This is a genomic window from Streptomyces sp. NPDC085481, from assembly GCF_044541845.1.
In the GTDB taxonomy this organism is placed as follows: Bacteria; Actinomycetota; Actinomycetes; order Streptomycetales; family Streptomycetaceae; genus Streptomyces.
Genome location: NZ_JBITTJ010000010.1, coordinates 264,809 through 289,178, shown reverse-complemented (window position 1 = coordinate 289,178; position 24,370 = coordinate 264,809). Strand labels below are relative to the sequence as shown.

The 24,370-nt window shown below is 71.0% G+C and carries 17 protein-coding genes and 5 tRNA genes; 9 read left to right on the top strand and 13 right to left on the bottom strand.

Annotated elements, in window-relative coordinates:
- The first annotated feature begins 100 nt into the window (after positions 1-100).
- Positions 101-817 carry an IclR family transcriptional regulator NdgR gene (ndgR, locus tag ACIGEZ_RS22445; RefSeq protein ID WP_005311436.1) on the top strand — a complete coding sequence of 239 codons (717 nt, stop codon included), beginning with the start codon at positions 101-103 and terminating at the stop codon, positions 815-817.
- A gap of 139 nt (positions 818-956) precedes the next feature.
- Here ndgR and ACIGEZ_RS22440 read toward each other — a convergent pair.
- From ACIGEZ_RS22440 to ACIGEZ_RS22400, 9 genes are all read right to left on the bottom strand, one after another.
- Positions 957-1,029, bottom strand: a tRNA-Glu gene (locus tag ACIGEZ_RS22440).
- A gap of 18 nt (positions 1,030-1,047) precedes the next feature.
- A tRNA-Gln gene (locus ACIGEZ_RS22435) sits at positions 1,048-1,119 on the bottom strand.
- 18 nt (positions 1,120-1,137) lie between these two features.
- Positions 1,138-1,213: transfer RNA gene (locus ACIGEZ_RS22430), tRNA-Glu, on the bottom strand.
- A 61-nt stretch (positions 1,214-1,274) separates the two neighbouring features.
- A tRNA-Glu gene (locus ACIGEZ_RS22425) sits at positions 1,275-1,347 on the bottom strand.
- A 40-nt stretch (positions 1,348-1,387) separates the two neighbouring features.
- Positions 1,388-1,459 (bottom strand) — tRNA-Gln (locus tag ACIGEZ_RS22420).
- 95 nt (positions 1,460-1,554) lie between these two features.
- Entirely contained in the window at positions 1,555-2,277 is a 723-nt protein-coding gene (locus ACIGEZ_RS22415; RefSeq protein WP_399833706.1) for an HAD family hydrolase, read from the bottom strand.
- A gap of 62 nt (positions 2,278-2,339) precedes the next feature.
- Complete coding sequence (gltX, locus tag ACIGEZ_RS22410; RefSeq protein ID WP_399833703.1) at positions 2,340-3,812, bottom strand: glutamate--tRNA ligase; 1,473 nt, start codon at positions 3,810-3,812, stop codon at positions 2,340-2,342.
- The gene (locus ACIGEZ_RS22405; RefSeq protein WP_399833701.1) at positions 3,805-4,590 is read right to left on the bottom strand and encodes a fumarylacetoacetate hydrolase family protein; all 786 of its coding nucleotides are present in this window, start codon (positions 4,588-4,590) and stop codon (positions 3,805-3,807) included. Before ACIGEZ_RS22405 ends, gltX begins: the two co-directional genes overlap by 8 nt.
- A gap of 95 nt (positions 4,591-4,685) precedes the next feature.
- Positions 4,686-4,874 carry a hypothetical protein gene (locus ACIGEZ_RS22400; protein WP_399833699.1) on the bottom strand — a complete coding sequence of 63 codons (189 nt, stop codon included), beginning with the start codon at positions 4,872-4,874 and terminating at the stop codon, positions 4,686-4,688.
- A gap of 564 nt (positions 4,875-5,438) precedes the next feature.
- Between ACIGEZ_RS22400 and ACIGEZ_RS22395 the strand changes: the two genes are divergently transcribed.
- From ACIGEZ_RS22395 to ACIGEZ_RS22360, 8 genes are all read left to right on the top strand, one after another.
- Positions 5,439-9,137 (top strand): nitrate- and nitrite sensing domain-containing protein, encoded by a 3,699-nt coding sequence (locus tag ACIGEZ_RS22395; RefSeq protein ID WP_399833698.1) that lies wholly within the window; start codon positions 5,439-5,441, stop codon positions 9,135-9,137.
- A 9-nt stretch (positions 9,138-9,146) separates the two neighbouring features.
- The gene (locus ACIGEZ_RS22390) at positions 9,147-9,560 is read left to right on the top strand and encodes a roadblock/LC7 domain-containing protein (protein ID WP_393643627.1); all 414 of its coding nucleotides are present in this window, start codon (positions 9,147-9,149) and stop codon (positions 9,558-9,560) included.
- A gap of 171 nt (positions 9,561-9,731) precedes the next feature.
- Positions 9,732-10,139 (top strand): DUF742 domain-containing protein, encoded by a 408-nt coding sequence (locus tag ACIGEZ_RS22385; RefSeq protein ID WP_128978535.1) that lies wholly within the window; start codon positions 9,732-9,734, stop codon positions 10,137-10,139.
- Positions 10,120-10,701, top strand: coding sequence for a GTP-binding protein (locus tag ACIGEZ_RS22380; protein ID WP_399833695.1), 582 nt, complete (start codon positions 10,120-10,122; stop codon positions 10,699-10,701). Before ACIGEZ_RS22385 ends, ACIGEZ_RS22380 begins: the two co-directional genes overlap by 20 nt.
- A gap of 351 nt (positions 10,702-11,052) precedes the next feature.
- Positions 11,053-14,238, top strand: coding sequence for a nitrate- and nitrite sensing domain-containing protein (locus ACIGEZ_RS22375; RefSeq protein ID WP_399833693.1), 3,186 nt, complete (start codon positions 11,053-11,055; stop codon positions 14,236-14,238).
- A gap of 7 nt (positions 14,239-14,245) precedes the next feature.
- Positions 14,246-14,659 (top strand): roadblock/LC7 domain-containing protein, encoded by a 414-nt coding sequence (locus ACIGEZ_RS22370; RefSeq protein WP_005311461.1) that lies wholly within the window; start codon positions 14,246-14,248, stop codon positions 14,657-14,659.
- Between the two features lie 92 nt (positions 14,660-14,751).
- Positions 14,752-15,309: a DUF742 domain-containing protein gene (locus tag ACIGEZ_RS22365; RefSeq protein ID WP_399833691.1), complete on the top strand. Its 558-nt coding sequence runs from the start codon at positions 14,752-14,754 to the stop codon at positions 15,307-15,309.
- Positions 15,290-15,871, top strand: coding sequence for a GTP-binding protein (locus ACIGEZ_RS22360; protein WP_399722357.1), 582 nt, complete (start codon positions 15,290-15,292; stop codon positions 15,869-15,871). The genes ACIGEZ_RS22365 and ACIGEZ_RS22360 overlap by 20 nt, the downstream gene beginning before the upstream one ends.
- A gap of 157 nt (positions 15,872-16,028) precedes the next feature.
- Here ACIGEZ_RS22360 and ACIGEZ_RS22355 read toward each other — a convergent pair whose 3' ends face one another.
- The 4 genes from ACIGEZ_RS22355 to ACIGEZ_RS22340 form a co-directional block, all read right to left on the bottom strand.
- Positions 16,029-16,241, bottom strand: a complete 213-nt coding sequence (locus tag ACIGEZ_RS22355; RefSeq protein ID WP_399833688.1) for an acyl-CoA carboxylase subunit epsilon — start codon at positions 16,239-16,241, stop codon at positions 16,029-16,031.
- A gap of 15 nt (positions 16,242-16,256) precedes the next feature.
- A complete protein-coding gene (locus tag ACIGEZ_RS22350; protein WP_399833686.1) occupies positions 16,257-17,864 on the bottom strand; it encodes an acyl-CoA carboxylase subunit beta in 1,608 nt (535 codons plus the stop codon).
- 143 nt (positions 17,865-18,007) lie between these two features.
- Positions 18,008-20,329: a polysaccharide lyase 8 family protein gene (locus ACIGEZ_RS22345; RefSeq protein ID WP_399833684.1), complete on the bottom strand. Its 2,322-nt coding sequence runs from the start codon at positions 20,327-20,329 to the stop codon at positions 18,008-18,010.
- A 107-nt stretch (positions 20,330-20,436) separates the two neighbouring features.
- Entirely contained in the window at positions 20,437-24,327 is a 3,891-nt protein-coding gene (locus ACIGEZ_RS22340; protein ID WP_399833682.1) for an endo-alpha-N-acetylgalactosaminidase family protein, read from the bottom strand.
- Positions 24,328-24,370: the final 43 nt, after the last annotated feature.

Genomic DNA, 24,370 nt, shown 5'->3' with positions numbered 1-24,370 from the left:
GACCCGTTTGGCGGGCCGTTGTGCGGCCGCCTCACCAGAGTGACAAGTTCCTGGGAAAATTGAACTTGCGTTTCACAGAGTGAGACGCGAATATCGTTTCATGGACAACTCTAGCGGCGTAGGCGTTCTCGACAAGGCAGCCCTTGTCCTGAGCGCCCTGGAGTCCGGTCCGGCCACCCTCGCAGGTCTGGTCGCGGCCACGGGACTCGCACGACCCACGGCACACCGACTCGCCGTGGCTTTGGAACACCACCGGATGGTGGCCCGCGACATGCAGGGCCGGTTCATCCTCGGACCGCGGCTCGCCGAGCTGGCCGCCGCGGCCGGAGAGGACCGCCTGCTCGCGACCGCCGGGCCGGTGCTGACGCATCTGCGCGACGTGACCGGGGAGAGCGCCCAGCTCTACCGGCGCCAGGGCGACATGCGCATCTGCGTGGCGGCCGCCGAGCGGCTGTCCGGACTTCGGGACACCGTCCCGGTCGGCTCCACGCTGACCATGAAGGCCGGCTCGTCCGCGCAGATCCTCATGGCCTGGGAGGAGCCCGAGCGGCTGCACCGCGGTCTTCAGGGCGCCCGTTTCACGGCCACCGCCCTGTCGGGCGTACGGCGCCGTGGCTGGGCCCAGTCGATCGGCGAGCGGGAGCCTGGCGTGGCGTCCGTCTCCGCGCCCGTACGCGGCCCCTCGAACCGCGTGGTGGCCGCCGTGTCGGTCTCGGGCCCGATCGAGCGCCTGACCCGCCACCCGGGCCGTATGCACGCCCAGGCGGTCATCGACGCGGCCGCCCGCCTGAGCGAGGCCCTGCGCCGCAACGGCTGACCGTCTTCCCTCTTCTCCTGTACGTTCCCCGGCCCACCGCTCCAACGCCGCAGCGGTGGGCCGGAGTTGTGCGCGCCGCCGGTCGCCGGACGGGAACAGCGAAGAAGCCCTCCCCCGAAGGGAAGGGCTTCCTCGTTCGTACCCCCGACCGGATTCGAACCGGCGCTACCGCCTTGAGAGGGCGGCGTGCTAGGCCGCTACACAACGGGGGCAAGATCAAAAGAGATCCGCTGGCCTACCTGGACTCGAACCAAGACTAACTGAACCAGAATCAGTCGTGCTGCCAATTACACCATAGGCCACTGGTGGTCTAGACCAGTTGGTACCCCCGACCGGATTCGAACCGGCGCTACCGCCTTGAGAGGGCGGCGTGCTAGGCCGCTACACAACGGGGGCCCTAGCGATCCTGCATCGAGTTCACCGGGAGCTACCCAAGTGATCCCGCGGGAAGGATCTGTACCCCCGACCGGATTCGAACCGGCGCTACTGCCTTGAGAGGGCAGCGTGCTAGGCCGCTACACAACGGGGGCTTTGTGGATCTGATCCACGGTTGCAGATGAGCTCTGCGAGCTGGCCTACCTGGACTCGAACCAAGACTAACTGAACCAGAATCAGTCGTGCTGCCAATTACACCATAGGCCACCGGGGCGCGATCCCCCCCTTGGAGGGACTTTGCTCGGCTTGCGCTTCCGGGGCTTTCGGCCTTTCGGCCCGCTCCCCTCGGCGCAGGAAGAACATTACCTGAAGGTGTCCTGGGCTCCAAAACGGGTATCCCCGCGCAGCACATCGGGGAGCTGGTGGAGGTCGGTGATGCGGGTGAGACCGGGCCGACCACCGGTGTCCCAGCGGTCCAGCCAGACCCCGCGCAGCCCCGCCTCGACGGCCCCCCGGGCGTCCGTCTCCGGCTGGTCACCGACGTACGCCACCTCCCCGGGCGGCAGCCCCAGGGCCTCGCAGGCCGCGTGGAAGGCCTCGGCGGCCGGCTTGGCCACCCCGAGCTCGGCCGCGCACAGGACGGCCTCGAAGCGGTCCCGTACGCCGAGGACGAGCAGCTTGCGGTCCTGGTTGTGGATGCTGGAGTTCGAGAGCACCCCGTGGCGGTACTCCCCCGCCAGCAGGTCGAGTACGGGCAGGGCGTCGGGGAACAGCTCCCAGGCCGCCTCGTAGTGCGCCAGGTACCGCCCGAACCAGTCGTCGGCGGCCGGGTCCGTCATCAGCGGCAGGCCGAGGAAGTCCCGTACGCGGTCCCTGCGCTGCTCCTCGAAGGTCACCCCGCCCGCCTCGAAGCGCCGCCAGTGCGCCGCGGTGAGCTCCTGCCAGCGGGCGAGGGCCTGGTCCACGGAGTCGAAACCGTCGATCAGGCCCTCGGTCGTGAGGTGGTCGCGCATGCCCCGCAGGTCGGCGCGGGAGTAGTCGAAGAGCGTGTCGTCGATGTCCCACAGGACCGCGCGGATGGTCATGGAGACGACGGTACCCCCGGCCCGGGAGGGACGGGGGTACCGACGACGCGTACGGGAGCCCGTTACGCGGCGAGCTTCGCCAGCGCCGCGTCGATGCGGGCGAGGGTCTTCTCCTTGCCCAGGATCTCCAGGGACTCGAAGAGCGGCAGGCCCACCGTGCGGCCGGTGACCGCGACGCGGACCGGGGCCTGGGCCTTGCCCAGCTTGAGGCCGTGGGCCTCGCCGGCGGCGAGGACGGCGTTCTTGAGGGACTCGGGGTCGCTCCAGTCGGCGTCCACCAGCTTCTCGCGGGCGGTGGTCAGCAGGGCCGCGGGCTCGCCCTTCATCGCCTTGTCCCACGAGGGCTGGTCGAAGACCGGCTCCTTGAGGAAGAGGAAGTCGACGTTGGCCGTGATGTCCGACAGGACGGTCAGGCGGGTCTGGGCGTGCGGCGCGATGGCCTCCCAGGCGGCACCGTCGAAGTCCTCCGGGGCCCAGTTGGCGTGCGGGGCGCGCAGCCAGGGCTCGCAGGCCGCGGCGAAGTCCTTCACGTCCAGCATCCGGATGTGGTCCGCGTTGATCGACTCGGCCTTCTTCAGGTCGAAGCGGGCCGGGTTGGCGTTGACGTCCGCGATGTCGAACTTCCCGACCATCTCCGGGATGGTGAAGATGTCCTGGTCGGCGGAGAAGGACCAGCCGAGCAGCGACAGGTAGTTCAGCAGGCCCTCAGGGAGGAAGCCGCGCTCCCGGTAGAGGTTGAGGGAGGCCTGCGGGTCGCGCTTGGAGAGCTTCTTGTTGCCCTCGCCCATGACGTACGGCAGGTGGCCGAAGGCGGGGATCTCCTTGGCGACGCCCAGCTCGATCAGCGCCTTGTAGAGCGCGATCTGGCGCGGGGTGGAGGAGAGCAGGTCCTCGCCGCGCAGGACGTGGGTGATCTCCATCAGGGCGTCGTCGACCGGGTTGACCAGGGTGTACAGCGGGGCGCCGTTGGCGCGCACGATGCCGTAGTCCGGGACGTTGTCCGGGGTGAAGGTGAGCTCGCCACGGACCAGGTCGGTGAAGGTGATCGGCTCGTCCGGCATGCGGAAGCGGACGATCGCGTCGCGGCCCTCGGCCTGGTAGATCTCGACCTGCTCGGCGCTGAGCTCACGGCAGTGGCCGTCGTAGCCGGAGGGCCGGCCGGCGGCGCGGGCGGCGTCACGGCGCTCGTCGAGCTCGGTGGTGGTGCAGTAGCAGTGGTACGCGTAGCCGCCGGCGAGCAGCTTCTCGGCGACGTCCCGGTAGATGTCCATCCGCTGCGACTGGCGGTAGGGGGCGTGCGGGCCGCCGGTCTCGGGGCCCTCGTCCCAGTCGAGACCGAGCCAGCGCAGCGAGTCGAGCAGCTGGTTGTACGACTCCTCGGAGTCGCGGGCCGCGTCGGTGTCCTCGATGCGGAAGACCATGGTGCCCTGGTTGTGCCGGGCGAAGGCCCAGTTGAACAGGGCCGTGCGGACCAGACCCACGTGGGGGTTGCCGGTCGGGGAGGGACAGAAACGGACGCGGATCGCGTTAGCCACGCTTGATCACCTTGTTGGTGAGAGTGCCGATGCCTTCGATGGTGACGGCGACCTCGTCGCCGACGTTGAGGGGGCCGACCCCGGCGGGGGTGCCGGTGAGGATGACGTCGCCCGGGAGCAGCGTCATGGCCTCGGTGATGTGGACGACCAGGTCCTCGATGGAGCGGATCATGTCGCTCGTGCGCCCGAGCTGGCGCTGCTCGCCGTTGACCGTGGCCTGGATGGTGAGGTCGCCCGGGTCGAGGTCCGTCTCCACCCAGGGCCCCAGCGGGCAGGAGGTGTCGAAGCCCTTGGCGCGGGCCCACTGGGCCTCGCGCTGCTGGACGTCGCGGGCGGTGACGTCGTTGGCGCAGGTGTAGCCGAAGACGACGTCCTTCACGCGCTCGCGGGGGACCTCACGACACATGCGGCCGATGACCACGGCCAGTTCGGCCTCGTGGTGCAGCTCGTTCGAGAAGGAGGGGTAGACGATGGCGTCGCCGGGGCCGATGACCGAGGTCGTGGGCTTGAAGAAGGTCACCGGGACCTCGGGGACCTCGTTGCCGAGTTCCCTGGCGTGCTCCGCGTAGTTGCGGCCGATGGCCACGACCTTGTTGGGGAGCACGGGCGGCAGGAGCCGCACCTTGCTGAGCGGGACCTTGGTGCCGCTCAGCTCGAAGTCGGTGTACGGGATGCCCTTGATGATGTCGAGGACCAGGCCGCCGGACTCGACGGTCCCTTCACCCTCGACCGCGCCGAAGGCGACGTTGCCGTCGATGGAGAATCTGGCGATGCGCACGCGTGCTGTCGCCCCTCACTTGCTACTGGCTGGAGTCGGACGCTCCAGGCTAACGCGCGGGGACGTGCGCCCCGGGTGATGACCGGGCGCCTTGGTTACTCGCCGGGCCGGTACGGCGCCGGGGCGGTCATCAGGACCGTGCGGCGCGGGTTGGCCGTCTGCTCCGGGAGCACCGCGGCGTACTCGGGCTGGGCACCCCGGCTCAGCTGTGCGGCGTCCTCGAGGTGGGCGAGGGTGGCGCGGCGGGGGTTGGCCGTGGTGCGGAGTACGAACGTCGTCTTCATCGCGGTGTCGGACCCTTGTCTGGGGAGGGGGTGGGCTGCAGCATTCATTTTGTAAAGCGTCAGGCTAAACACGCAATTCCCTTCGATTGCATGGCGGATCCAACGAACTATGTGTGAGTTTGCTCACCACCACGGGGGCAAATGGGGCATTACGCACCGCCACACGTCGTCACCGAAACGGACAATCCCGCATCGAATGAACCATTCCGCTCCTGATCATGTCGACTGGGACACACGAGCCACCTCGCCCCTTCGGGGGGATACGCCCGATTCCTCCGTGATCATCTTCTACATCGGGTGACACGTCGTTCACACGTTGTCATCCCCTTCGCGACGCGCGGCACGGCCCTTGTTGGAGATCCGGCACTGTGCTGGAATTCCACGCACCGCTGCGGGTTTCAAGCCGGCGCGCAGGGGGCGCGACTCAGCGCCGGCCGGGTGGCGGGAAAGGGGGATCTGCGCCGGTCACCGACGACCACCACTGGGGTGCACCGTGCCCCACGACGCCGACACCGTCCGTTCCGTTCACCCGGAAGGACGCCTGGTCCAGAGGTTGCGACGCTAGTGCAGGGACGTTTCAAGAGGGATGGCACGGGCTCTTCCCAGGCCCGAAAGGGCCGAGGGGAAGCTCCGGCGGAGCAGGAGCCGCGTGCCGGGACCCACCCCGGTGCCCCGGCCCCGCACTCCCAGAACCCGGGACAGGGCGAGAGCGGTGACGGCGCCGCGCGCAGCACTGCCGCGGACACGTCAGCCGAGCAGACCGCGCTGCCCAAGCTCAAGGCCGAGAACGAGGTCGGGCCCCGAATAGCCCTGCGCAACTGGCGCATCTCCACCCGCCTGGTCGCCCTGCTGACCCTCCCCGTGGTCGCGGCGACCAGCCTCGGCGGCATCCGTATCAGCGAGTCCTTGAAGGACATGGAACAGCTGGATCACATGCAGCTGCTCACCAAGCTGACCAAGGAGGCCACCGACTTCGCGCAGGCCCTGCAGGCCGAGCGCGACCTTTCGGCAGGTCCGCTGGCCAACAGCAAGCCGGTCAGCGACTACCAGATCGCCAACCCGCGAAAGTCGACCGACCGCGCGTACAAGGCCTTCCTCGACGCGACCAACGACATCCCGGCCACCGAGGACGACGAGTCGCTGCGCAGCATCCGGCAGAACGTCAGCCAGATCGCCTCGCAGGTCAGCCAGCTCAATACAATCCGCGCCTCCGCGTACGAGAAGAACATCGCCCACTCGGTGACGGTCGAGGCCTACAGCCGCCTCATCCGCTCGCTGCTCAGCCTGTCCCAGGACATGGCCCAGGCGACCAGCAACCCGGAGATGATCAAGCGGACCCGCGCGCTCGCCGCGTTCTCGTCCGCCAAGGAGTACGCCTCCATCCAGCAGGCGATCATCGCCTCCGCGCTCCCCTCCAGCGACAGCAAGCCCGGCAGCCTCCAGCTCGGCGACCGCCTCTACGGCGAGGCCGCCCTCACCAGTGAGGGCGTCGAGCTCACCTCGTTCGAGTCGATCTACGAGTCGACCGGCGGCAACGCCGACGAGCTGACCGCCCCGCTGACCACCGGCAACCCGTCCATCGACGCCGCCGACAAGTACGCCAAGCGGGTGCTGAAGTCGGACCGCGCGATGCCCGAGGGCGCCAAGCGCGGTCACCTCAACTTCACGGACGAGTACGGCACCAAGATCACGGCCATGAACACCATCGAGGCCACCCTGCTGGGCGAGATGGAGAGCAAGGCCCGTGAGCTGCGCCAGGAGTCGCAGCGCGACGCCATCATCAACGGTGCGCTGATCCTCCTCGTCCTCGGCGTCTCCCTCGTCGGCGCCTTCGTCGTGGCCCGGTCCATGATCCGCTCGCTGCGCCGGCTGCAGGACACCGCGACCAAGGTCGCCCAGGAACGCCTGCCCGAGCTGGTCAAGCAGCTCTCCGAGGCCGACCCGCAGGACGTCGACACCTCCGTCGAGTCCGTCGGTGTGCACTCCCGCGACGAGATCGGCCAGGTGGCCGCGGCCTTCGACGACGTGCACCGCGAGGCGGTCCGCCTCGCCGCCGAGCAGGCCCTCCTCCGGGGCAACGTCAACGCGATGTTCACCAACCTCTCGCGCCGTTCCCAGGGCCTCATCCAGCGTCAGCTCTCGCTCATCTCCGAGCTGGAGTCCCGCGAGGCCGACCCGGACCAGCTGTCCTCGCTCTTCAAGCTCGACCACCTCGCGACGCGCATGCGCCGTAACGGTGAGAACCTCCTCGTCCTCGCCGGTGAGGAGCCGGGCCGCCGCTGGACCCGTCCGGTCCCGCTGGTCGACGTCCTGCGCGCCGCCGCGTCCGAGGTGGAGCAGTACGAGCGCATCGAGCTCGCCGCGGTGCCCGCGACCGAGGTCGCCGGCCGCGTCGTCAACGACCTCGTGCACCTCCTCGCCGAGCTGCTCGAGAACGCCACGTCGTTCTCCTCCCCGCAGACCAAGGTCCGCGTCACCGGTCACGCCCTGCCCGACGGCCGGGTGCTCGTCGAGATCCACGACACCGGCATCGGCCTCTCCCCCGAGGACCTCGCGGCGATCAACGAGCGGCTCGCCTCGCCGCCCACCGTGGACGTCTCGGTCTCCCGCCGCATGGGTCTGTTCGTGGTCGGCCGCCTGTCCCTGCGACACGGCATCCGGATCCAGCTGCGCCCGTCCGACTCCGGCGGCACCACCGCGCTCGTCATGCTCCCGGTCGACGTCGCCCACGGTGGCAAGAAGCCCGCGCCGAAGCCCGGCGCCGGCGGCCAGGGCGCCATGCCGCAGGGCCAGGGTGCCCCGGGCGGCCGCCTGACCGGCGGTCCCGGCGCGGCCGGCGGCCCGGGTGCGCCCGGCGGACGCCCGGGCGGCGCCCCGAACGCGCCCGGCGGCCGGCTCGGCGCCGGTGCCGCTCCGCGCACCGCGCTGCCCGGCCGGGACGGTGCCCAGCGCCCGAACGGCCCGCAGGGCCAGGGCCAGGGGCTGTTCCAGGAGCGGACCTCGCAGCCGCAGGCCCAGGCGCCGCAGACCGCGCAGCTGCCGCAGGCTCCCCAGGAGCCGCAGCGGTCCGAGCCGCAGCGCCCGGGTCCCGGCGGCTTCGGCGGCGGCGCGCAGAGCGCGATCCCGTCCCGTACGGACGTGTGGGGCGGTCAGAACGCGGGCGGTCAGGGCCAGCAGGCCCAGCAGCCCCAGGCCCAGCCCCAGGCGCAGAAGCCGCAGGAGCAGCGCCCCGGCGCCCAGAACGGCTTGCCGCGTGCCGAGCTGCCCGGCGGCAACCCGCAGCAGCAGCGCCCGCAGGCCGCGAGCTGGGGCAACGAGCAGGCGCCGCCGGTGCGCAGGCCGCAGCAGGACATGTCGCCGCTGGACGCGCCGCGCGGTCACGAGGAGCCGGAGAACGCGGGCCGCTACGCGCAGCCCGGAGCCCCGCAGGGTCCCGGCTCCACGGGCCAGTTCCCGCGCCCCGACTTCGGTGCGCAGCAGCAGCCGCAGGCTCCGCAGGGCTACCAGGGGGGCGCCCAGGACCCGGCGTCCACCGCGCAGTTCCCGCGTCCGGACTTCGGTGCCCCGCAGCAGCAGCCCCAGCAGGCGTACGGCCGGCAGCCGTTCGTCCCGCAGGCACAGGCTCCGCAGGGCCAGCCCCCGCAGCAGGCCCCCGCCCCGCGTCAGCGCCCGGCGCAGCCGCAGCAGCCGCAGCAGGGCCGACCCCAGCAGCCGCAGCTCCAGCAGCCGCGTCAGCCGGAGGCCCTGCCGCCGGCGACGGGTGCCGGTGACGGCCGTACCCCGCTGTACGACACGCTGGAGACCAACTGGTTCCGCCAGGAGCAGGGTCAGGGCCAGGCTCAGGGCCAGGGCCAGTCGCCCGCCCCGGCGCAGCAGCAGGCCCCGTACCAGGCCCCGGCCGTTCCGCAGCAGCCCGCCTCCGCGGCTCAGCAGCAGGGTCAGCAGGGTCAGCAGCAGAAGGGGTCCGCCGCCTGGCGGACCTCCCCCAACGACGAGCTGGTGCGCCAGGCCGAGCGGGTCCGCAAGCCCGCGGCCGGCGGCATCACCACCTCAGGGCTGCCGCGGCGGGTGCCGCGCGCCAACCTCGTGCCCGGGACCGCCCAGGAGCAGGCCACCGCGGCCGGCCCCCAGGTCTCCCGTGCACCCGACGACGTCCGCGGCCGACTCACCAATCTGCGCCGCGGTATCCAGCAGGGCCGTCAGGCGGGCAACTCCACCACGGGTTCCTTCCAGACCGGTCCGACCCAGCAGCAGGAGCGTTAGTTGAGCGCGATGAGCCAGGCGGCGCAGAATCTGAACTGGTTGATCACCAACTTCGTGGACAACACCCCCGGGGTGTCCCACACAGTGGTGGTCTCCGCCGACGGACTGCTCCTTGCCATGTCCGAAGGGTTCCCCCGCGACCGTGCCGACCAGCTGGCGGCGGTGGCGTCCGGACTGACCTCGCTGACCGCGGGGGCGTCCCGGATCTTCGAGGGCGGTCCCGTCGCCCAGACCGTGGTGGAGATGGAGCGCGGCTTCCTCTTCATCATGTCGGTCTCGGACGGTTCCTCGATGGCCGTACTCGCACACCCGGAGTGCGACATCGGCCTCGTGGGCTACGAGATGGCGCTCCTCGTGGACCGGGCCGGCACCGTGCTGACCCCGGATCTGCGGGCCGAGCTCCAGGGCAGCCTGCTCCACTAGCCGAGCCCGGCCGTCCCCGCCGGCCGCCTCCCCGTACACGTACCCGACCGACCGCAGGGCGGTGCGCCCCTCCGCACCGCCCCCGGACCGTTCATCGTCCGGCCGCCCCACCCGGCCCCCCACCGGCCCCATCAGACGGCAGAAGCCTCTGCTGTCACGCCCGGAGGATTCATGACACCGCCCCCCGCCTCTCACGATCCGTATGGCGCGTCGATAGACGACGGCTACGGAGCTGAAGGCGACCAGCCGCTGGTCCGTCCGTATGCGATGACCGGCGGCCGGACCCGGCCGCGGTACCAGCTCGCCATCGAAGCGCTGGTCAGCACCACGGCCGACCCGGCGCACCTGGCCACCCTGCTCCCCGAGCACCAGCGGATCTGCCACCTGTGCCGTGAGGTGAAGTCGGTGGCCGAGGTGTCGGCGCTCCTGTCGATGCCGCTCGGTGTGGCCCGCATCCTCGTCGCCGACCTGGCGGAGGCCGGCATGGTGGCGATCCACCAGCCGGGCAACGGAGAGGCCGGCGGCACGCCGGACGTGACGCTCCTGGAAAGGGTGCTCAGTGGACTTCGCAAGCTCTGACGGCGGCGCGGCCCGCTCGACCACCAGCGCGAAGATCGTGGTGGCGGGCGGCTTCGGTGTCGGCAAGACCACGTTCGTCGGCGCGGTGTCGGAGATCAACCCGCTGCGGACCGAGGCCGTGATGACGTCCGCGTCCGCGGGCATCGACGACCTCACGCACACCGGTGGCAAGACCACCACGACGGTGGCGATGGACTTCGGCCGTATCACCCTGGACCAGGACCTGATCCTGTACCTGTTCGGTACTCCCGGGCAGGACCGGTTCTGGTTCATGTGGGACGACCTGGTCCGCGGTGCCATCGGCGCCGTCGTGCTCGTCGACACCCGGCGTCTCGCCGACTGCTTCCCCGCCGTCGACTACTTCGAGAATTCGGGCCTCCCCTTCGTCATCGCCCTCAACGGCTTCGACGGCCACCAGCCGTACGCCCCCGACGAGGTCCGTGAGGCGCTCCAGATCGGCCCGGACACGCCCATCATCACCACTGACGCCCGGCACCGTGCCGACGCCAAGAGCGCGCTCATCACCCTCGTCGAGCACGCCCTCATGGCGCGGCTGAAGTAGTACACCTCAAGTAGAAGTCGATATACGGAAGTTGTCGTAGAGGTTTTGGGGGTGGTCTGTGTCGTTCGACACGGCCACCCCCGCGTTCATAACGTTTCGACAGAGAATTGGGGCGCCTCGGACACCCGACGCATCCATTTGGTGCCGCTGCGCTCATACGAGCCCCGCTTTTTGGCGGGGCTCGTTCTTTATGCCCGTTTTATCTCCAGTCCACGGCCCAAAAACCGGCTGCTTCGCACTGTTTGGAGGGGACCCCCTTCACGTGCTGCAATTCATGAACTCCCGAGTAGTACGGCCCTGAACGAAACACCGGCACAACGTAGGTGCCGACGCCGAGAGGTTGTTGGTCGAGTGAGGCGAAGCAAGGAAAGCTCCGCGGAGCAGCAGACGCGGGGCAACTTCACGCCGCCGTCGCGCGCGGCGATGTCGCCCGCGGACGAGCCCGTGACGCCCCCGGCCGCGGCTCGCAGGGGCAGCTCCAGCAAGCTGTCCCCGCGTAACTGGCGCGTACCCACCAGGCTGAACGCGATCCTGCTCATACCCGTGCTCGTCGGCCTGGTCATGGGCGGCTTCCAGGTGAAGGGCTCGATCGACACCTGGCAGGAGGCGCAGGACGCCGAGAAGACGGCGCTCATCGTGCGCGCCGCCTCGGAGTACGGCCAGGCACTGCTCAACGAGCGTGACCTCACCGCCATCCCCCTCCTCAAGGCGAAGACCGCCGACGACCGCGAGGCCGACGAGGTCGCGCAGGCCTACTCCGCCACCGACTCCGCCAAGGTCAAGTTCGACGAGGCCGTCAAGAGCATGCCGGGCGGACAGGGCCTTGAGCGCCGGCTGAAGCTCTTCCGGGACGCCGAGCCCAAGCTGGCCGACCTGCGCAAGATCGCGTACACCCGCGCGCAGGACCCGGTGAACACCCAGGTCGCCTACACCGGCATCCAGCACTACCTGATGGAGTTCTCGAACGAGCTCGGTCTTGGCACCGGCAACATCACCAGCTACGGCCGTACGGTCTACGCAATCCAGCTCGCCAAGGCCGCCGAGTCCCTCCAGCGCTCGATCGGCATCCAGCTCCTCGTCCGTCCCAGCAAGAAGGACGACGTCTTCGCGCAGCAGTCGGTTGCGTTCAACTCGTACAACTACCTGGAGCAGATCGCCCTCGGCGAGTTCCAGTCCGGTGGTACCGAGGCCGACGTCGAGAACCTCAAGAAGGTCATGGGCAAGAAGGCCGCCGACGGCGCCAAGCGGATGGCCGAGGCGGGCGTCGAGCTCCCCAAGGGCGGGGACGGCTCCGTCTACACCGGCTCCGCGCAGCTGATCGGCGCCGCCAAGGACGCCGACGGGCTCGCCGCCCTGAAGAGCCAGGGCGTCACCGCCGAGACCTGGATGGCCGTCGCCACCGCCAAGTTCGACGGCTACACCGAGGTCGAGAAGGAACTCGTCGAAAAGGCCGTGACCGAGGCCGCCGAGATCTCCGACGACGCCAAGACGGACGCCTTCCTCAACGGTGGCATCGTCGTGATCGCGCTCCTCGCCGCCTTCATCCTCGCCGGGATGATGGCCCGCCAGATGAGCCGCTCGATGCGCGAGCTGCGCACCGCCGCCTTCGGCATCGCCGAGCAGCGCCTGCCGATGCTGGTCGACCAGCTGTCCCGTACCGAGCCCGGCCGGGTCGACACCCGCGTACAGCCGATCCCGATCGACACCCAGGACGAGATCGGCGAGGTCGCCCGCGCCTTCGACCAGGTGCACCGCGAGGCCGTCCGGCTCGCCGCCGAGCAGGCCATGCTCCGGGGCAACGTCAACGCGATCTTCACCAACCTCTCGCGCCGCAACCAGTCGCTGATCGAGGGCCAGCTGACCCTCATCACCGACCTGGAGAACAACGAGGCCGACCCGGACCAGCTGGAGAACCTCTTCCGCCTGGACCACCTGGCCACCCGTATGCGCCGCAACGGCGAGAACCTCCTGGTCCTCGCCGGCGAGGAGCCCGGCCGCCGCTGGGACCAGCCGGTCCCGCTGGTCGACGTCATGCGCGCCGCCTCCTCCGAGGTGGAGCAGTACGAGCGCATCGACATCGCCGGTGTCCCGGACGCCGAGATCCACGGCCAGGCCGTGACCGACCTCGTGCACCTGCTCGCCGAGCTCCTGGAGAACGCCACCACGTTCTCCTCCCCGCAGACCAAGGTCCGCGTCACCGCGACCCGTCTGCCCGACGGCCGCGTGATGGTCGAGATCCACGACAAGGGCATCGGCCTCACCGCCGAGGACTTCGCGGACATCAACCACAAGCTGGCCAACCCGCCGACCGTGGACGCCGCCGTCTCGCAGCGCATGGGCCTCTTCGTGGTCGGCCGCCTCGCCGACCGGCACGGCATCCGGGTCCAGCTGCGCCCCTCGGGCGAGCAGGCCGGGACGACCTCGCTGGTCATGCTGCCGGACGCGATCACGCACGGTGGCGGCGGCGAGCAGCCGATGCAGGACGACTTCACCGTCTCGCAGATGATCCCGCAGCAGCCGGCGCCGGTGGCCTTCGAGCCGCAGCAGCAGCCGATGCGGACCGCGGCGGAGCTCGGCTTCGACGACTCCCGCTACGAGCAGCCGGGCGACGAGCGCCAGCTCGACCCGGTGAACCGCTCGCTGCAGCGCGAGGAGCGCCGTGCGGCCCTGGAGGCCCAGGTGCACCACGGCGATCACCCGCTGTACCAGGACGGGCTCGACTCCGGCGCCTCGCAGCAGGGCTACGTACAGCAGGAGCACGAGCAGGAGTACGCCACCGAGTACCCCGCCGAGTACGCGCAGCAGCAGGACGCCTTCGGCTACCCGCAGCAGGGTTACGACGGGTACGAGCAGCCGGTCGACGGCTACCGGGACCAGGCGTATGCGGAAGCCGCGTACGACGGTCAGCCCGCCGCCCACTCCGGGTACCAGAACGCCTACGAACCCCAGGTCCAGCAGGGTGACTGGCAGCAGCAGGCCGCGTACCAGAACGGCTACGCGCAGCAGTTCGGAACGGAATCGGAATCTGCGCAGGCCGCTGCCGAACCCGCCCCCGAGCGCGTAGGCTTCGACCGTCCGGGTCCGACGCAGAGTTCCACCCCGGACACCGGCCACGCGATGACCGACGCCGGTCTGCCGCGCCGCGGCGGCGCCGCCCCGCAGGCGCCGCGGACCCCGCAGGCACCGCAGCCCGCGCCGCCGGCCCAGCCCGTGCGACCGGCGGTCAACGAAGCCGAAGGCACCGACGACTGGCGCTCGACCAACGACGAGCGCTGGCAGCGGGCCGAGAAGCTCCGCGACCCGAAGGCGGGCGGGGTCACCCCCTCCGGTCTTCCCCGACGGGTCCCCAAGGCCAATCTGGTCGAGGGACAGGCGGAGCACACCCCGCAGGGCGGCCCCCAGGTCTCCCGCGCACCGGAGGACGTCCGGGGCAGGTTGAGCAACCTGCGCCGTGGTGTCCAGCAGGGACGCACCGCGGGGACGGACACGAACGGATCGGGCCTCGGCCCGGGTAGTACCTACAACCAGGAGCGTTAGTGTGAGCATGAGCCAGGCGGCGCAGAATCTGAACTGGTTGATCACCAACTTCGTGGACAACACCCCCGGGGTGTCCCACACCGTGGTGGTCTCCGCCGACGGACTCCTGCTGGCGATGTCCGAGGGGTTCCCCCGGGACCGCGCCGACCAGCTGGCGGCCGTCGCCTCCGGACTGACCTCGCTCACCGCGGGGGCGTCCCGGATCTTCGAGGGCGGGGCGGTCAACCAGACGGTGGTGGAGATGGAGCGCGGCTTCCTCTTCATCATGTCGATCTCGGACGGCTCCTCGCTGGCCGTGCTCGCCCACCCGGAGGCCGACATCGGCCTCGTGGGCTACGAGATGGCGCTGCTCGTCGATCGCGCGGGAAGCGTCCTGACTCCTGACCTCCGGGCGGAGCTTCAGGGAAGTCTGCTCAACTAGCAGACAGACAGTGCGTTTCTCGTCACCGCACCGTAGGGTGCGGTGGCGCGGCTCCAAGGGACATGGAGCGCGAGGCAGTCGGAGGAGGAGACGTGGGAACACCCCCGGGCGGAAGCCCCTACAACGGTTTTGACGCGCATCAGGGGCAGCTGGGCGACACCACAAACCGGTTCAACTTCCCCTCCGCACCGAGCAGACAGGGTGCGTCGCAGCAGCCCTATCAGCAGCAGCCTCAGCCCTCCGCCGCCGGCAGCCCGAGCGCGCCCGCGCAGGGCCGCAGGGCCGGTGGCCAGGGCGGCTCGGGCGGGCACAACCCGCTCGTGCGTCCGTATGCCATGACCGGCGGCCGGACCCGGCCGCGGTACCAGCTCGCCATCGAGGCACTGGTCAGTACGACGGCCGATCCGTCCCGGCTGCAGGGGCAGTTGCCCGAGCACCAGCGGATCTGCCGGCTGTGCATCGAGATCAAGTCGGTCGCCGAGATCTCGGCACTCCTCTCCATTCCCCTCGGCGTTGCCCGGATTCTCGTCGCCGACCTGGCCGAGGCCGGACTTGTCGCCATCCACCAGCCGGGCGGCGACGAGGCCGCCGGCGGTCAGCCAGACGTGACACTGCTCGAAAGGGTGCTCAGTGGACTTCGCAAGCTCTAACGGCGGCGCGGCCCGTTCAACCACCAGCGCGAAGATCGTGGTGGCGGGTGGCTTCGGCGTGGGCAAGACCACGTTCGTCGGCGCGGTCTCGGAGATCAACCCGCTGCGAACCGAGGCCGTGATGACGTCCGCGTCCGCGGGCATCGACGACCTGACCCACACGGGCGACAAGACGACGACGACTGTCGCCATGGACTTCGGCCGTATCACCCTGGACCAGGACCTGATCCTGTACCTCTTCGGTACGCCCGGCCAGGACCGCTTCTGGTTCATGTGGGACGACCTGGTCCGCGGCGCCATCGGCGCCGTGGTGCTCGTCGACACCCGGCGTCTCGCCGACTGCTTCCCCGCCGTCGACTACTTCGAGAACTCCGGTCTGCCCTTCGTCATCGCCCTGAACGGCTTCGACGGCCACCAGCCGTACGCCCCGGAGGAGGTCCGCGAGGCCCTCCAGATCGGCCCGGACACCCCGATCATCACCACCGATGCCCGCCACCGCGCGGACGCCAAGAGCGCGCTCATCACCCTCGTCGAGCACGCCCTCATGGCCCGCCTGCGGTAGTCCCGACGGGTTCGGCATACGCAGGAGGCCCCGCGCACCGTCTCGGTGCACGGGGCCTCCTGCGTCTGCGCGCTCGCCCCGCGCCGGTTGAGGGCGGCCGGATACGCCGAAGGCCCCGCTCCCGGAAAGGGGAGCGGGGCCTTCGCACGTCGGCGGGTCAGCCCTGCCAGGAGTGGGAGGGCCGGAAGCCCGACTGGCGCTCGAGACGGCGCCAGCGGGCCGTCGAGCGGCCGCGGTGGGAGATCGCGACGTCCTCGTCGGGGCGCGCGGCGGCACGGGCCAGCAGGACCGCGGTGATCGCGGCCAGCTCCTCGGGCTCGGCGTGGCCCTTCTCGACGCGGAGAAGGTTGGCTGTGGCAGGCGTGGTCACTTGGGTGGGCTCCTCTTACTGAGGCGGGTTGCCGTGCTTGCGGGACGGCAGGTCGGCGTGCTTGGTGCGGAGCATCGCGAGGGACTTGGCCAGGACCTCGCGGGTCTCGGCGGGGTCGATGACGTCGTCGACCAGGCCGCGCTCCGCGGCGTAGTAGGGGTGCATCAGCTCGGCCTTGTACTCCTTGACCATGCGTGCGCGCATGGCCTCGGGGTCCTCGGCGTCCGCGATCTGGCGGCGGAAGATGACGTTGGCGGCGCCTTCGGCACCCATCACCGCGATTTCGTTGGTGGGCCAGGCGTACGTCAGGTCGGCGCCGATGGACTGGGAGTCCATGACGATGTAAGCGCCGCCGTACGCCTTGCGCAGGATCAGCGAGATCCGGGGCACGGTCGCGTTGCAGTACGCGTACAGCAGCTTCGCGCCGTGGCGGATGATTCCACCGTGCTCCTGATCGACGCCGGGCAGGAAGCCGGGCACGTCCAGAAGGGTGATGATCGGAATGTTGAACGCGTCGCACATCTGCACGAAGCGGGCGGCCTTCTCGGAGGCCTCGATGTCGAGCACGCCGGCCAGCGTCTGGGGCTGGTTGGCGACGATGCCGACGACCTGGCCGTCGAGGCGGGCGAGGGCGCAGATGATGTTGCGGGCCCAGCGCTCGTGGATCTCGAGGTAGTCGCCCTCGTCGACGAGCTCCTCGATGACCTTGTGCATGTCGTACGGGCGGTTGCCGTCGGCGGGCACCAGGTCGAGCAGCACGTCCGAGCGGCGGTCGGCCGGGTCCTCGGAGGCGACGGTCGGCGGGTTCTCGCGGTTGTTCTGCGGGAGCATCGACAGGAGGTAGCGCACCTCGGCGATGCAGGTCTCCTCGTCGTCGTACGCGAAGTGCGCGACGCCGGAGGTCTCGGCGTGCACGTCGGCGCCGCCGAGACCGTTCTGGGTGATCTCCTCGCCGGTGACCGCCTTGACGACGTCCGGTCCGGTGATGAACATCTGCGAGGTCTCGCGGACCATGAAGACGAAGTCGGTCAGGGCGGGGCTGTAGGCCGCGCCGCCGGCGCACGGGCCGAGCATCACCGAGATCTGCGGGATGACACCCGAGGCCCTGGTGTTGCGCTGGAAGATGCCGCCGTAGCCGGCGAGGGCGGAGACGCCCTCCTGGATACGGGCGCCGGCGCCGTCGTTCAGGGAGACCAGCGGGGCACCGGCCGCGATGGCCATGTCCATGATCTTGTGGATCTTGGTGGCGTGGGCCTCGCCCAGGGCGCCGCCGAAGATCCGGAAGTCGTGCGCGTAGACGAAGACCGTGCGGCCCTCGACCGTGCCCCAGCCGGTGATGACACCGTCGGTGTACGGCTTCTTGGCCTCCAGGCCGAAGCCGACGGCGCGGTGCCGGCGGAGCTGCTCGACCTCCTGGAAGGAACCCGGGTCGAGCAGCAGCTCGATGCGCTCGCGAGCGGTCAGCTTGCCCTTGGCGTGCTGGGCCTCGGTCGCTCGGTCACTCGGGCCACGCCGAGCCTGCTCGCGCAGCTCGTGCAGCTCGGCCACACGGCCACGGGCGTCAGCGGGCTCGCTCGGGATCTCGCTCGGGATCTCGCTCGGGATCTGGTCCACAACGGTCATGTACCGACCCTACGAACTCCGACAAGAAAACCCCGCCGTCCACTCCGTACAGTCTCGCGTGTCGAATCCTGGTGGGGCTGGACAGAACATTCGCCCCACCAGACCGAGTCGACAGCCAGACACCCCAGCTGATTGTAGGGTTTCTACACAAGCACATCGCAACCATGGGTGGCGCCCGCGGTACCCGGGGTGATCCGCAGCCGCAGCCCCGCCACGGTGGCGAGCACCTCCACCGTGGCGTCGCGGGCGAGCACCGCGCGCACCGGCCGGTCCCAGACCAGCTCGAACGGCTGCCCGGAGCGCACCGGGTCGCTCATCCGCAGCGCCACCGTGGAGCGGCGCCGGCGGAGCAGCACGCTCGCGGGCGCGGAGACGGTGAGGCGGTCCACCGTACCGGCCTGCCAGAAGTTGGCCGCGGTCAGTCCGAGTGACGGGACGGCGACGGCCTGCCGGTCGGCGCCGTTGGCGAGGATCCGCAGCCAGCCGCGGTCGGCTGCGCGCGCGGCGAGCGCGCGGGGCGAGGCGCCGGGCATCAGGAGATAGCCGTACGACGCTCCCGACGGGTCCGTGCCGTGGTCGAGCCAGAGGGTCTGGTAGCGGCGGGTGCGGCGCTCGGTGGAGCTGGTCGTGTTGATGTCGCTCCAGGCGCCGGTGCGGTCCTCGCGCAGGGTGCGCAGGTTGCCCGTACCGCCCGGGAAGACCCAGCCGCCGTGGCCTTCGAGGTGCGCCCAGCGGTCGCGGACGGTGAGCGCGTTCGCCCCTCCCTCGCCGAGGTTGCGGTTGTCGACGACGGTCTCGACGGGCACCCCGTCGGCGGCGGTGATCCCGGCGCCGAGGCAGATGACGGCGTCGGCGGCGCAGAACCAGGACTTGCGGGCCTCCAGCGTGGAGCCGAGGCCCTTGAGGTGCTGACCGACCGCCGCGAACTCCCCGTCGGTGACGCCGCCGACCCACCGTACGGCCGGCTTCGGCGCGCCCCACTCGCCGCCGGCCCGGTCGGCGAGGCGCCGGGTGGAGACGGTGGTGCCGGGCAGCCGGTAGGGGTCGACGGTGGGCCAGAACCAGTCGGTGTACTGGCCGCCCTGCCCCGTGGTCCACCAGGAGAGCATCCCGGCACCGGTGTGCCAGCCGCGCGGGTTCTCGCCGTTGCCGCACTCGTAGTACGCGATCCGGTCGGAGGCCATGGAGAGGTTGGCGGCCCAGCCGGGGCGGCGGTGCACGGCCCGGTCCATGGCGGCGAAGAGCCGGTGCCCGGTGGGCTCGGGGGCGGCGGGGCCGGGTGCGGCGGCGATGGCGTGCAGCCGGGCGAGGTCGGCGACGCCGAACTGGCGGGCGGCGAGCACCGGGGAGACGGTGTCGCGCTCGATCCAGCCCTTCACGCGGGCGTGCCAGCGGGTCCGCTCGGCGGGGCTCGCGCCGCCGGCGAGCAGGGCGATGGCGGCGATGAGGCCCTGGCCGTGGAAGTGGTCGGAGCGCATGATCTGCCGCTCGTCGTTCTTCAGGTAACCGCGGCTGACCGCACGGCCGTTGACGCTGTCCATCATCAGGCCGTCGTGGATGAGGGGCGCGTAGGCGTGCTCGACGCTGTCGAGGATGATCTGCCGGTTCGGGTCGGTGACGTCCCAGGTGGAGCCGGCGAGAAGGGTGAAGAGGCGGCCGAGGCCGTCGAGCATGACCTGGCCGTAGGTGCCGGAGTAGGCGACCCAGGTGTGCTGGACGAAGGAGCCGTCGGCGTAGAGGCCGTCGCCCTTGGTGACGTACGGGAAGACGGGCGAGAGGGCGTCGCGGGCGAGGGCGATCTTGGCGGGGTGCGCGCCGAGGACCCCGCGCAGGGCGACGGAGCGGCACAGGTCGACGCGGTTGGCTCCGGTGGAGGTGCCGGTGTAGTCGCCGAGCATGCTGTCGGGCACGAAGTGGTCGACGGCGGCGCAGGCGGCGGCCGTCCGGTCGGCGCCGAGGAGGGGGTGGAGGGCGGCGACGACGTCCATGAGGAGGCGCGGTGAGCCGATCTGCCATTCCCACCAGTTGCCGTAACGGGTGGTGCCGGGGTGGTAGACGCGCTCGGAGAGGTGGTCGAGGCCGCGCAGGACGTCGGCGAGGAGGGCCGGGTCGCCGGTGAGGCCGGTGCCCTCCTGGACGTACGCCTGGGTCATCGTCCACAGCCGGCCGTAGCTCTGGGTGATGCCGGACGGCGGGTCGAAGGAGTAGCCGGGCCACAGCGAGCTCGCGGTGGGGGCCATCGTGGCCTGGAAGCCGCGGGCGAGGGTGCCGGTCTCGGCGAGCCGGGAGGCGTAGGGCTCGGCCCCGGCGTCGAAGCCGGAGCCGAGCGTGATGTCGAGCCAGCGTCGCCGCAGGGTCTCGAACTCGTCCTCCGCCGCGTGGGCTTGCGGCGGGAGGGTGAGGGCGAGGGCGGCGCCGGAGGTGGCGGTCAGGAAGGTGCGGCGGGACCAGACGGGAACGGGCACGGGAGCCTCCCGGGAAGGTGGTGGAGACCGGTTGGCGCCCGGTGTAACACCCGTCGTCCGACGCAATCAATGAGCACGACAAGCGCTTTCTGCGGTGTCGTCCACGGTCAGCCGCCGCAGTGGAAGCGCGCGTTCCCCCAGTCCGCGTGATCGTTGCCGTTCCCGTCGCCGCCGTCGCCGGCCACGAGCTCCACGTACGAGGCTCCGGTGACGTCGGCGGTGAGCGACCAGGCGGTGTCGGCGGCCTTGAGCACCGGGGACGTGACCTTCTGCGCGCCGTCGGCGAGGACGCTGAACTGCACGGAGCCACGGCTGGTCTGGACGTCGTCCACGCCGACCTCGGCGGTGAAGGAGGTGCAGCGGCCGCCCAGGTAGTAGCGGACCTTCGCGGGGGCGTGGGTGCCCAGGCCCTTGGCGTACGCCACTCCCCCGATCCGCAGCGGGCCACCGTCGCCGGTACCCGTCTCGCCGTTGGAGAGGTCGCGCTCGACGGGGCCCCAGCCGTTGGCCGTCGAGGTCCAGTCGAGGTCGCTCGCCCAGCTGTCGGCGGTGGGCGGCGGGGGCAGGGTGCGGACGGTGGTGGCGGCGGTCAGCTTCCGGGGCGCTCCGCCGATGTCGTACGCCACGGTGGCGCCCACGCCGTACGGCCGGTAGGCGGCGTCCACCGGCGGGGTGACCTGCCAGGTCGCGGTGACCGTCGCGCCCGCGGCGACCGTGGCGAGGGCGACCGGCGCGGCCGGTTCGGCGGTCCAGCCCTCGGGCAGGGCCAGCGTCGCCCGGGCGCCGGAGACGGCGGTGGCCTCGTCGTTGCCGAAGGTGGCCGTGACGGTGTTGGCCCGGCCGGGCTCCAGGGTCTCGGGCGCGGTGACGGCGAGCGTGCCGCAGGCGGCGCGTTCGGCGGCCGGGCCGAGGTCGGTGACGGTGAAGTGGTCGAGGACGAAGTCGGCGCCGTCGGGTGCGTCGGCGCGCTTGCGCAGTCCGGTCCAGGTGTCTCCGCAGCCGGCGGTCACGGTCTCCGAGAAGTGGCCGGTGGTCCGCTGCTGGGCGAGGGGCGTGCGGCGGGTCTCGACGGGGGCGCCCTGGCCGTTCGTACGGTCGTAGCCGGTGATCCACTCGTAGGCGCCCGCGTGGCTGGACTGGTAGTCGAACTCGACGTGGTAGCTGCGGCCGTTCTTCATGGGGACGGTCCAGGGTGCGGTCCGGTAGACCAGGCCGCTGTTCTCCTCGTGGGACTTCAGGGACTCGGCCCCGCCGAGCACGTCGTCGATCGCCTTCCCGTTCCAGCCGGCCTGGGTGTACGGGGCGTGGAGCTGGGCGATGTGGGTGCGCGGGTCGGTGGTGCCGCCGGCGTCGCCCTTGAGGAAGGGACCCCAGCCCTGGTCCACGGCCTCGAAGTCCTCGTACACCAGCGCCCCGGCCTTGCCCGCGGGTGCGTTGGCGACGATCCGGACGTCGTCGATCCGGACGCCGGCCGTGCCGCCCCTGGCGGCTTCGATCCGCAGCGGGGTGCTGCCGCTCGCGGGGGCGGTGAAGGTGACCTTGGCGCGCTGGAAGCGGGTGCCGTTCCAGTCGGACGCGGCGACCCGGTCCTCCAGGGCGGAGCGTTCTACGGTGACGGAGCCTCCGCCGATGGAGAGGGTGGTCGGGCGGGTCCTTCCGGGCTCGACCTCGATCAGCGCGGAGGCGGTGTAGCGCGCGCCGGGGGTGAGGCCGGTGATCTGCTGGCGTACGGCGGCGGTGGCGGAGCCGGTGAGCTTCGCGCTGTTACGGCCCTGGGCGTCGGTGTCGCGGACGACGGCGCCGGTCTTCGTCCAGGCGGCGAGCGTGGCGTCGTTGAAGCCGGGGTCCTTGACCGGGGTGCCCTCGCCCCAGCGGGGGGCGGGCTGCGCGGGCGCCCGGTCCGGGTAGAGGACGTAGGGCTGTCCGGCGACGGCGTCGAGGGTGACCCGCCCGCCGGAGGGGGTGACGGTGCCGGTCTTCACGCGGCCGTTGTCGGTGAGCTTGTAGACGGTGTACCAGCCGGTGCCGGGCACCTCCCAACTGGTCTTTCCGCCCCCCTTGTTGTAGTGGTACAGCTTCGCGCCGCCGGCCCAGGGCAGCAGGTAGTTCTCGCCGTCGAGGACCTTGCGCCCGTCCGCGTAGAAGGTGCGGCGGCCGTTCTCCACGGTGCCGCGGACGCCGCCGGTGAAGGTGATGTCGTTGCCGTTCCAGCGGGTGATCGTCTGCTTCTGGAGGTACTTGGCGGGCAGGTTGCGCTGCCAGATGTTGGCGGAGAACGCCGTGTAGTCGGTCTCGCCGGTCCAGCCCTCGAAGTCGACGAGGGCGGTCTGGCCGAGGACCGGGTGGTCGTTCCAGACGTCCTTCTCGCCGTTGCGGATGAAGCGGATGATCTGGGAGTTGAGGCCCTTGTTGGTGGCCCCGCCGTAGTCGAGGTCGTTGGCCCAGTGCGACCAGAGGGAGGCCCGCTCGAACTTCTCGGCCCACTCGGTGGCGACGTTCCAGCCCTGGGCCTGCACGGCCTGCATGGTCTTGTCGGCGATCCAGCCGTGCGTGTAGTAGACGTCGATGTAGAGCATCGACAGGTTGGGGTCGGTCTCGTCGCGCAGCTGCTGGAAGCGGCGGGCGAGGTCGCCGCTGTTGATGTCGCGGCGCTGGTCGATGTAGTAGCTCTGGTTCAGCCAGTTCCAGCCGGGCTTGGCGGGGTCGACCAGGCTCTCGCTGAAGTTCTTCGCCTCGGGGTAGGACTCGGTGGCGTTGACGTGGACGCCGAAGCCCGCACCCCACTTCCGGCCCTCCCGCAGCAGGGTGTTGAGGTCGGCGAGGCCGCCGGCCCGCTTGTTGTAGTTGCCGCCGTAGTCGGGGTGGGCGGAGTCATGGCCCTCGGATCCGTACCCCTTGAGCAGGGCGAACTGGCCCAGTCCGTCGGTGGCCAGCGAGATCCGCTTGACGTCGTCGAGGGTGCGCAGGAAGGGGTGGGTGGCGTTGGAGGCGAAGTTGAAGGGGATGTGGGCGACCACCCGGTCGGGGGTCCGGTCGCTGCCCGGGGCCTTGATGCCGATGGTGCGGAAGGCGACGGCGCCGTCCTGCCAGTCGGTGCGGCCGTCCGCGTTGGCGTCGGGGGTGACGACGACCCTGGCCCAGGGGAGGTTCTCGCCGCTCTCGGGCTGTGGGGCGCCGGCGCCGCGGTAGGTCCACTGGCCGGACCAGACGCCGACGCGGGTCTCGGAGCCGGTCTTGCGGGCCTGGTGCCAGAAGCGGGCGCCGTCGCGGGCGGAGGGGCCGGCGGGCTTGTCGTACGAGGAGTTGGACTCGACGGCCGCGGCGAGCTGCCCGGTGTTGACGATCGCGTAGCTGGCGCCGACGGCCGCGGCTTCGGCCGGGGTGGCCTCGGTGACCTGGGCGAAGACGTCCGCGGTGCGGGTGGAGTCCGGGTCGAGCCGGGTGAAGGCGGTCGCGGCGCCGGTGTCGGCGGAGCCGACGGAGACGAGGTCGTGGCCGGGGATGTCGAGGGTGGAGACCCGGAAGGTCCCGGTGTCGCGGACGGCGGTCACCTTGAAGGTGGTGGCCCGGCCGCTGACGCTCAGGCGCGCGTCGATCTCCACGCCGGGCAGGGCCGGGAAGGCGAGGGTGTACGCGGCGGAGTCGCCGGTCACGACGGGGGCGGCGGCGGCCTGGACGGCGTACGGGGTGCCGTTGAGGACGACCTGGGTGACGGGGGCGGTGGAGCCGAGCAGCCTGGCCCCGGTGGCGCGGTCGGTGTACGAGAGGACGCGCGGGAAGTCCTCGGCGACGGCGACGGAGAGCTGGTCGGATCCGATGACGGCGGTGGCGGCCGTGGCGGCGTTCGTGATCGGGGCGGCGCTCGCGCTCGTCCGTGCGGCGTCGTGCGTGCCGGCCTGGGCGTGGCCGGCCAGGGCGAGCACGGCGGAGGTGGCGGCGGCCAGCGCACAGGCCGTGCGCAGCCGCCGCGCCGCGGAGGGAGGGTATGGGTGCGACATGCGCACTAGTTGGCCCGGGTGGCGGACCACCGTCAACGAGATC

Coding starts and splice junctions, on each gene's coding strand:
- ndgR (WP_005311436.1), top strand. CDS start 101: ATGGACAACTCTAGCGGCGTAGGCGTTCTCGACAAGGCAGCCCTTGTC.
- ACIGEZ_RS22415 (WP_399833706.1), bottom strand. CDS start 2,277: ATGACCATCCGCGCGGTCCTGTGGGACATCGACGACACGCTCTTCGAC.
- ACIGEZ_RS22400 (WP_399833699.1), bottom strand. CDS start 4,874: ATGAAGACGACGTTCGTACTCCGCACCACGGCCAACCCCCGCCGCGCC.
- ACIGEZ_RS22390 (WP_393643627.1), top strand. CDS start 9,147: ATGAGCCAGGCGGCGCAGAATCTGAACTGGTTGATCACCAACTTCGTG.
- ACIGEZ_RS22385 (WP_128978535.1), top strand. CDS start 9,732: ATGACACCGCCCCCCGCCTCTCACGATCCGTATGGCGCGTCGATAGAC.
- ACIGEZ_RS22370 (WP_005311461.1), top strand. CDS start 14,246: ATGAGCCAGGCGGCGCAGAATCTGAACTGGTTGATCACCAACTTCGTG.
- ACIGEZ_RS22350 (WP_399833686.1), bottom strand. CDS start 17,864: ATGACCGTTGTGGACCAGATCCCGAGCGAGATCCCGAGCGAGATCCCG.
- ACIGEZ_RS22340 (WP_399833682.1), bottom strand. CDS start 24,327: ATGTCGCACCCATACCCTCCCTCCGCGGCGCGGCGGCTGCGCACGGCC.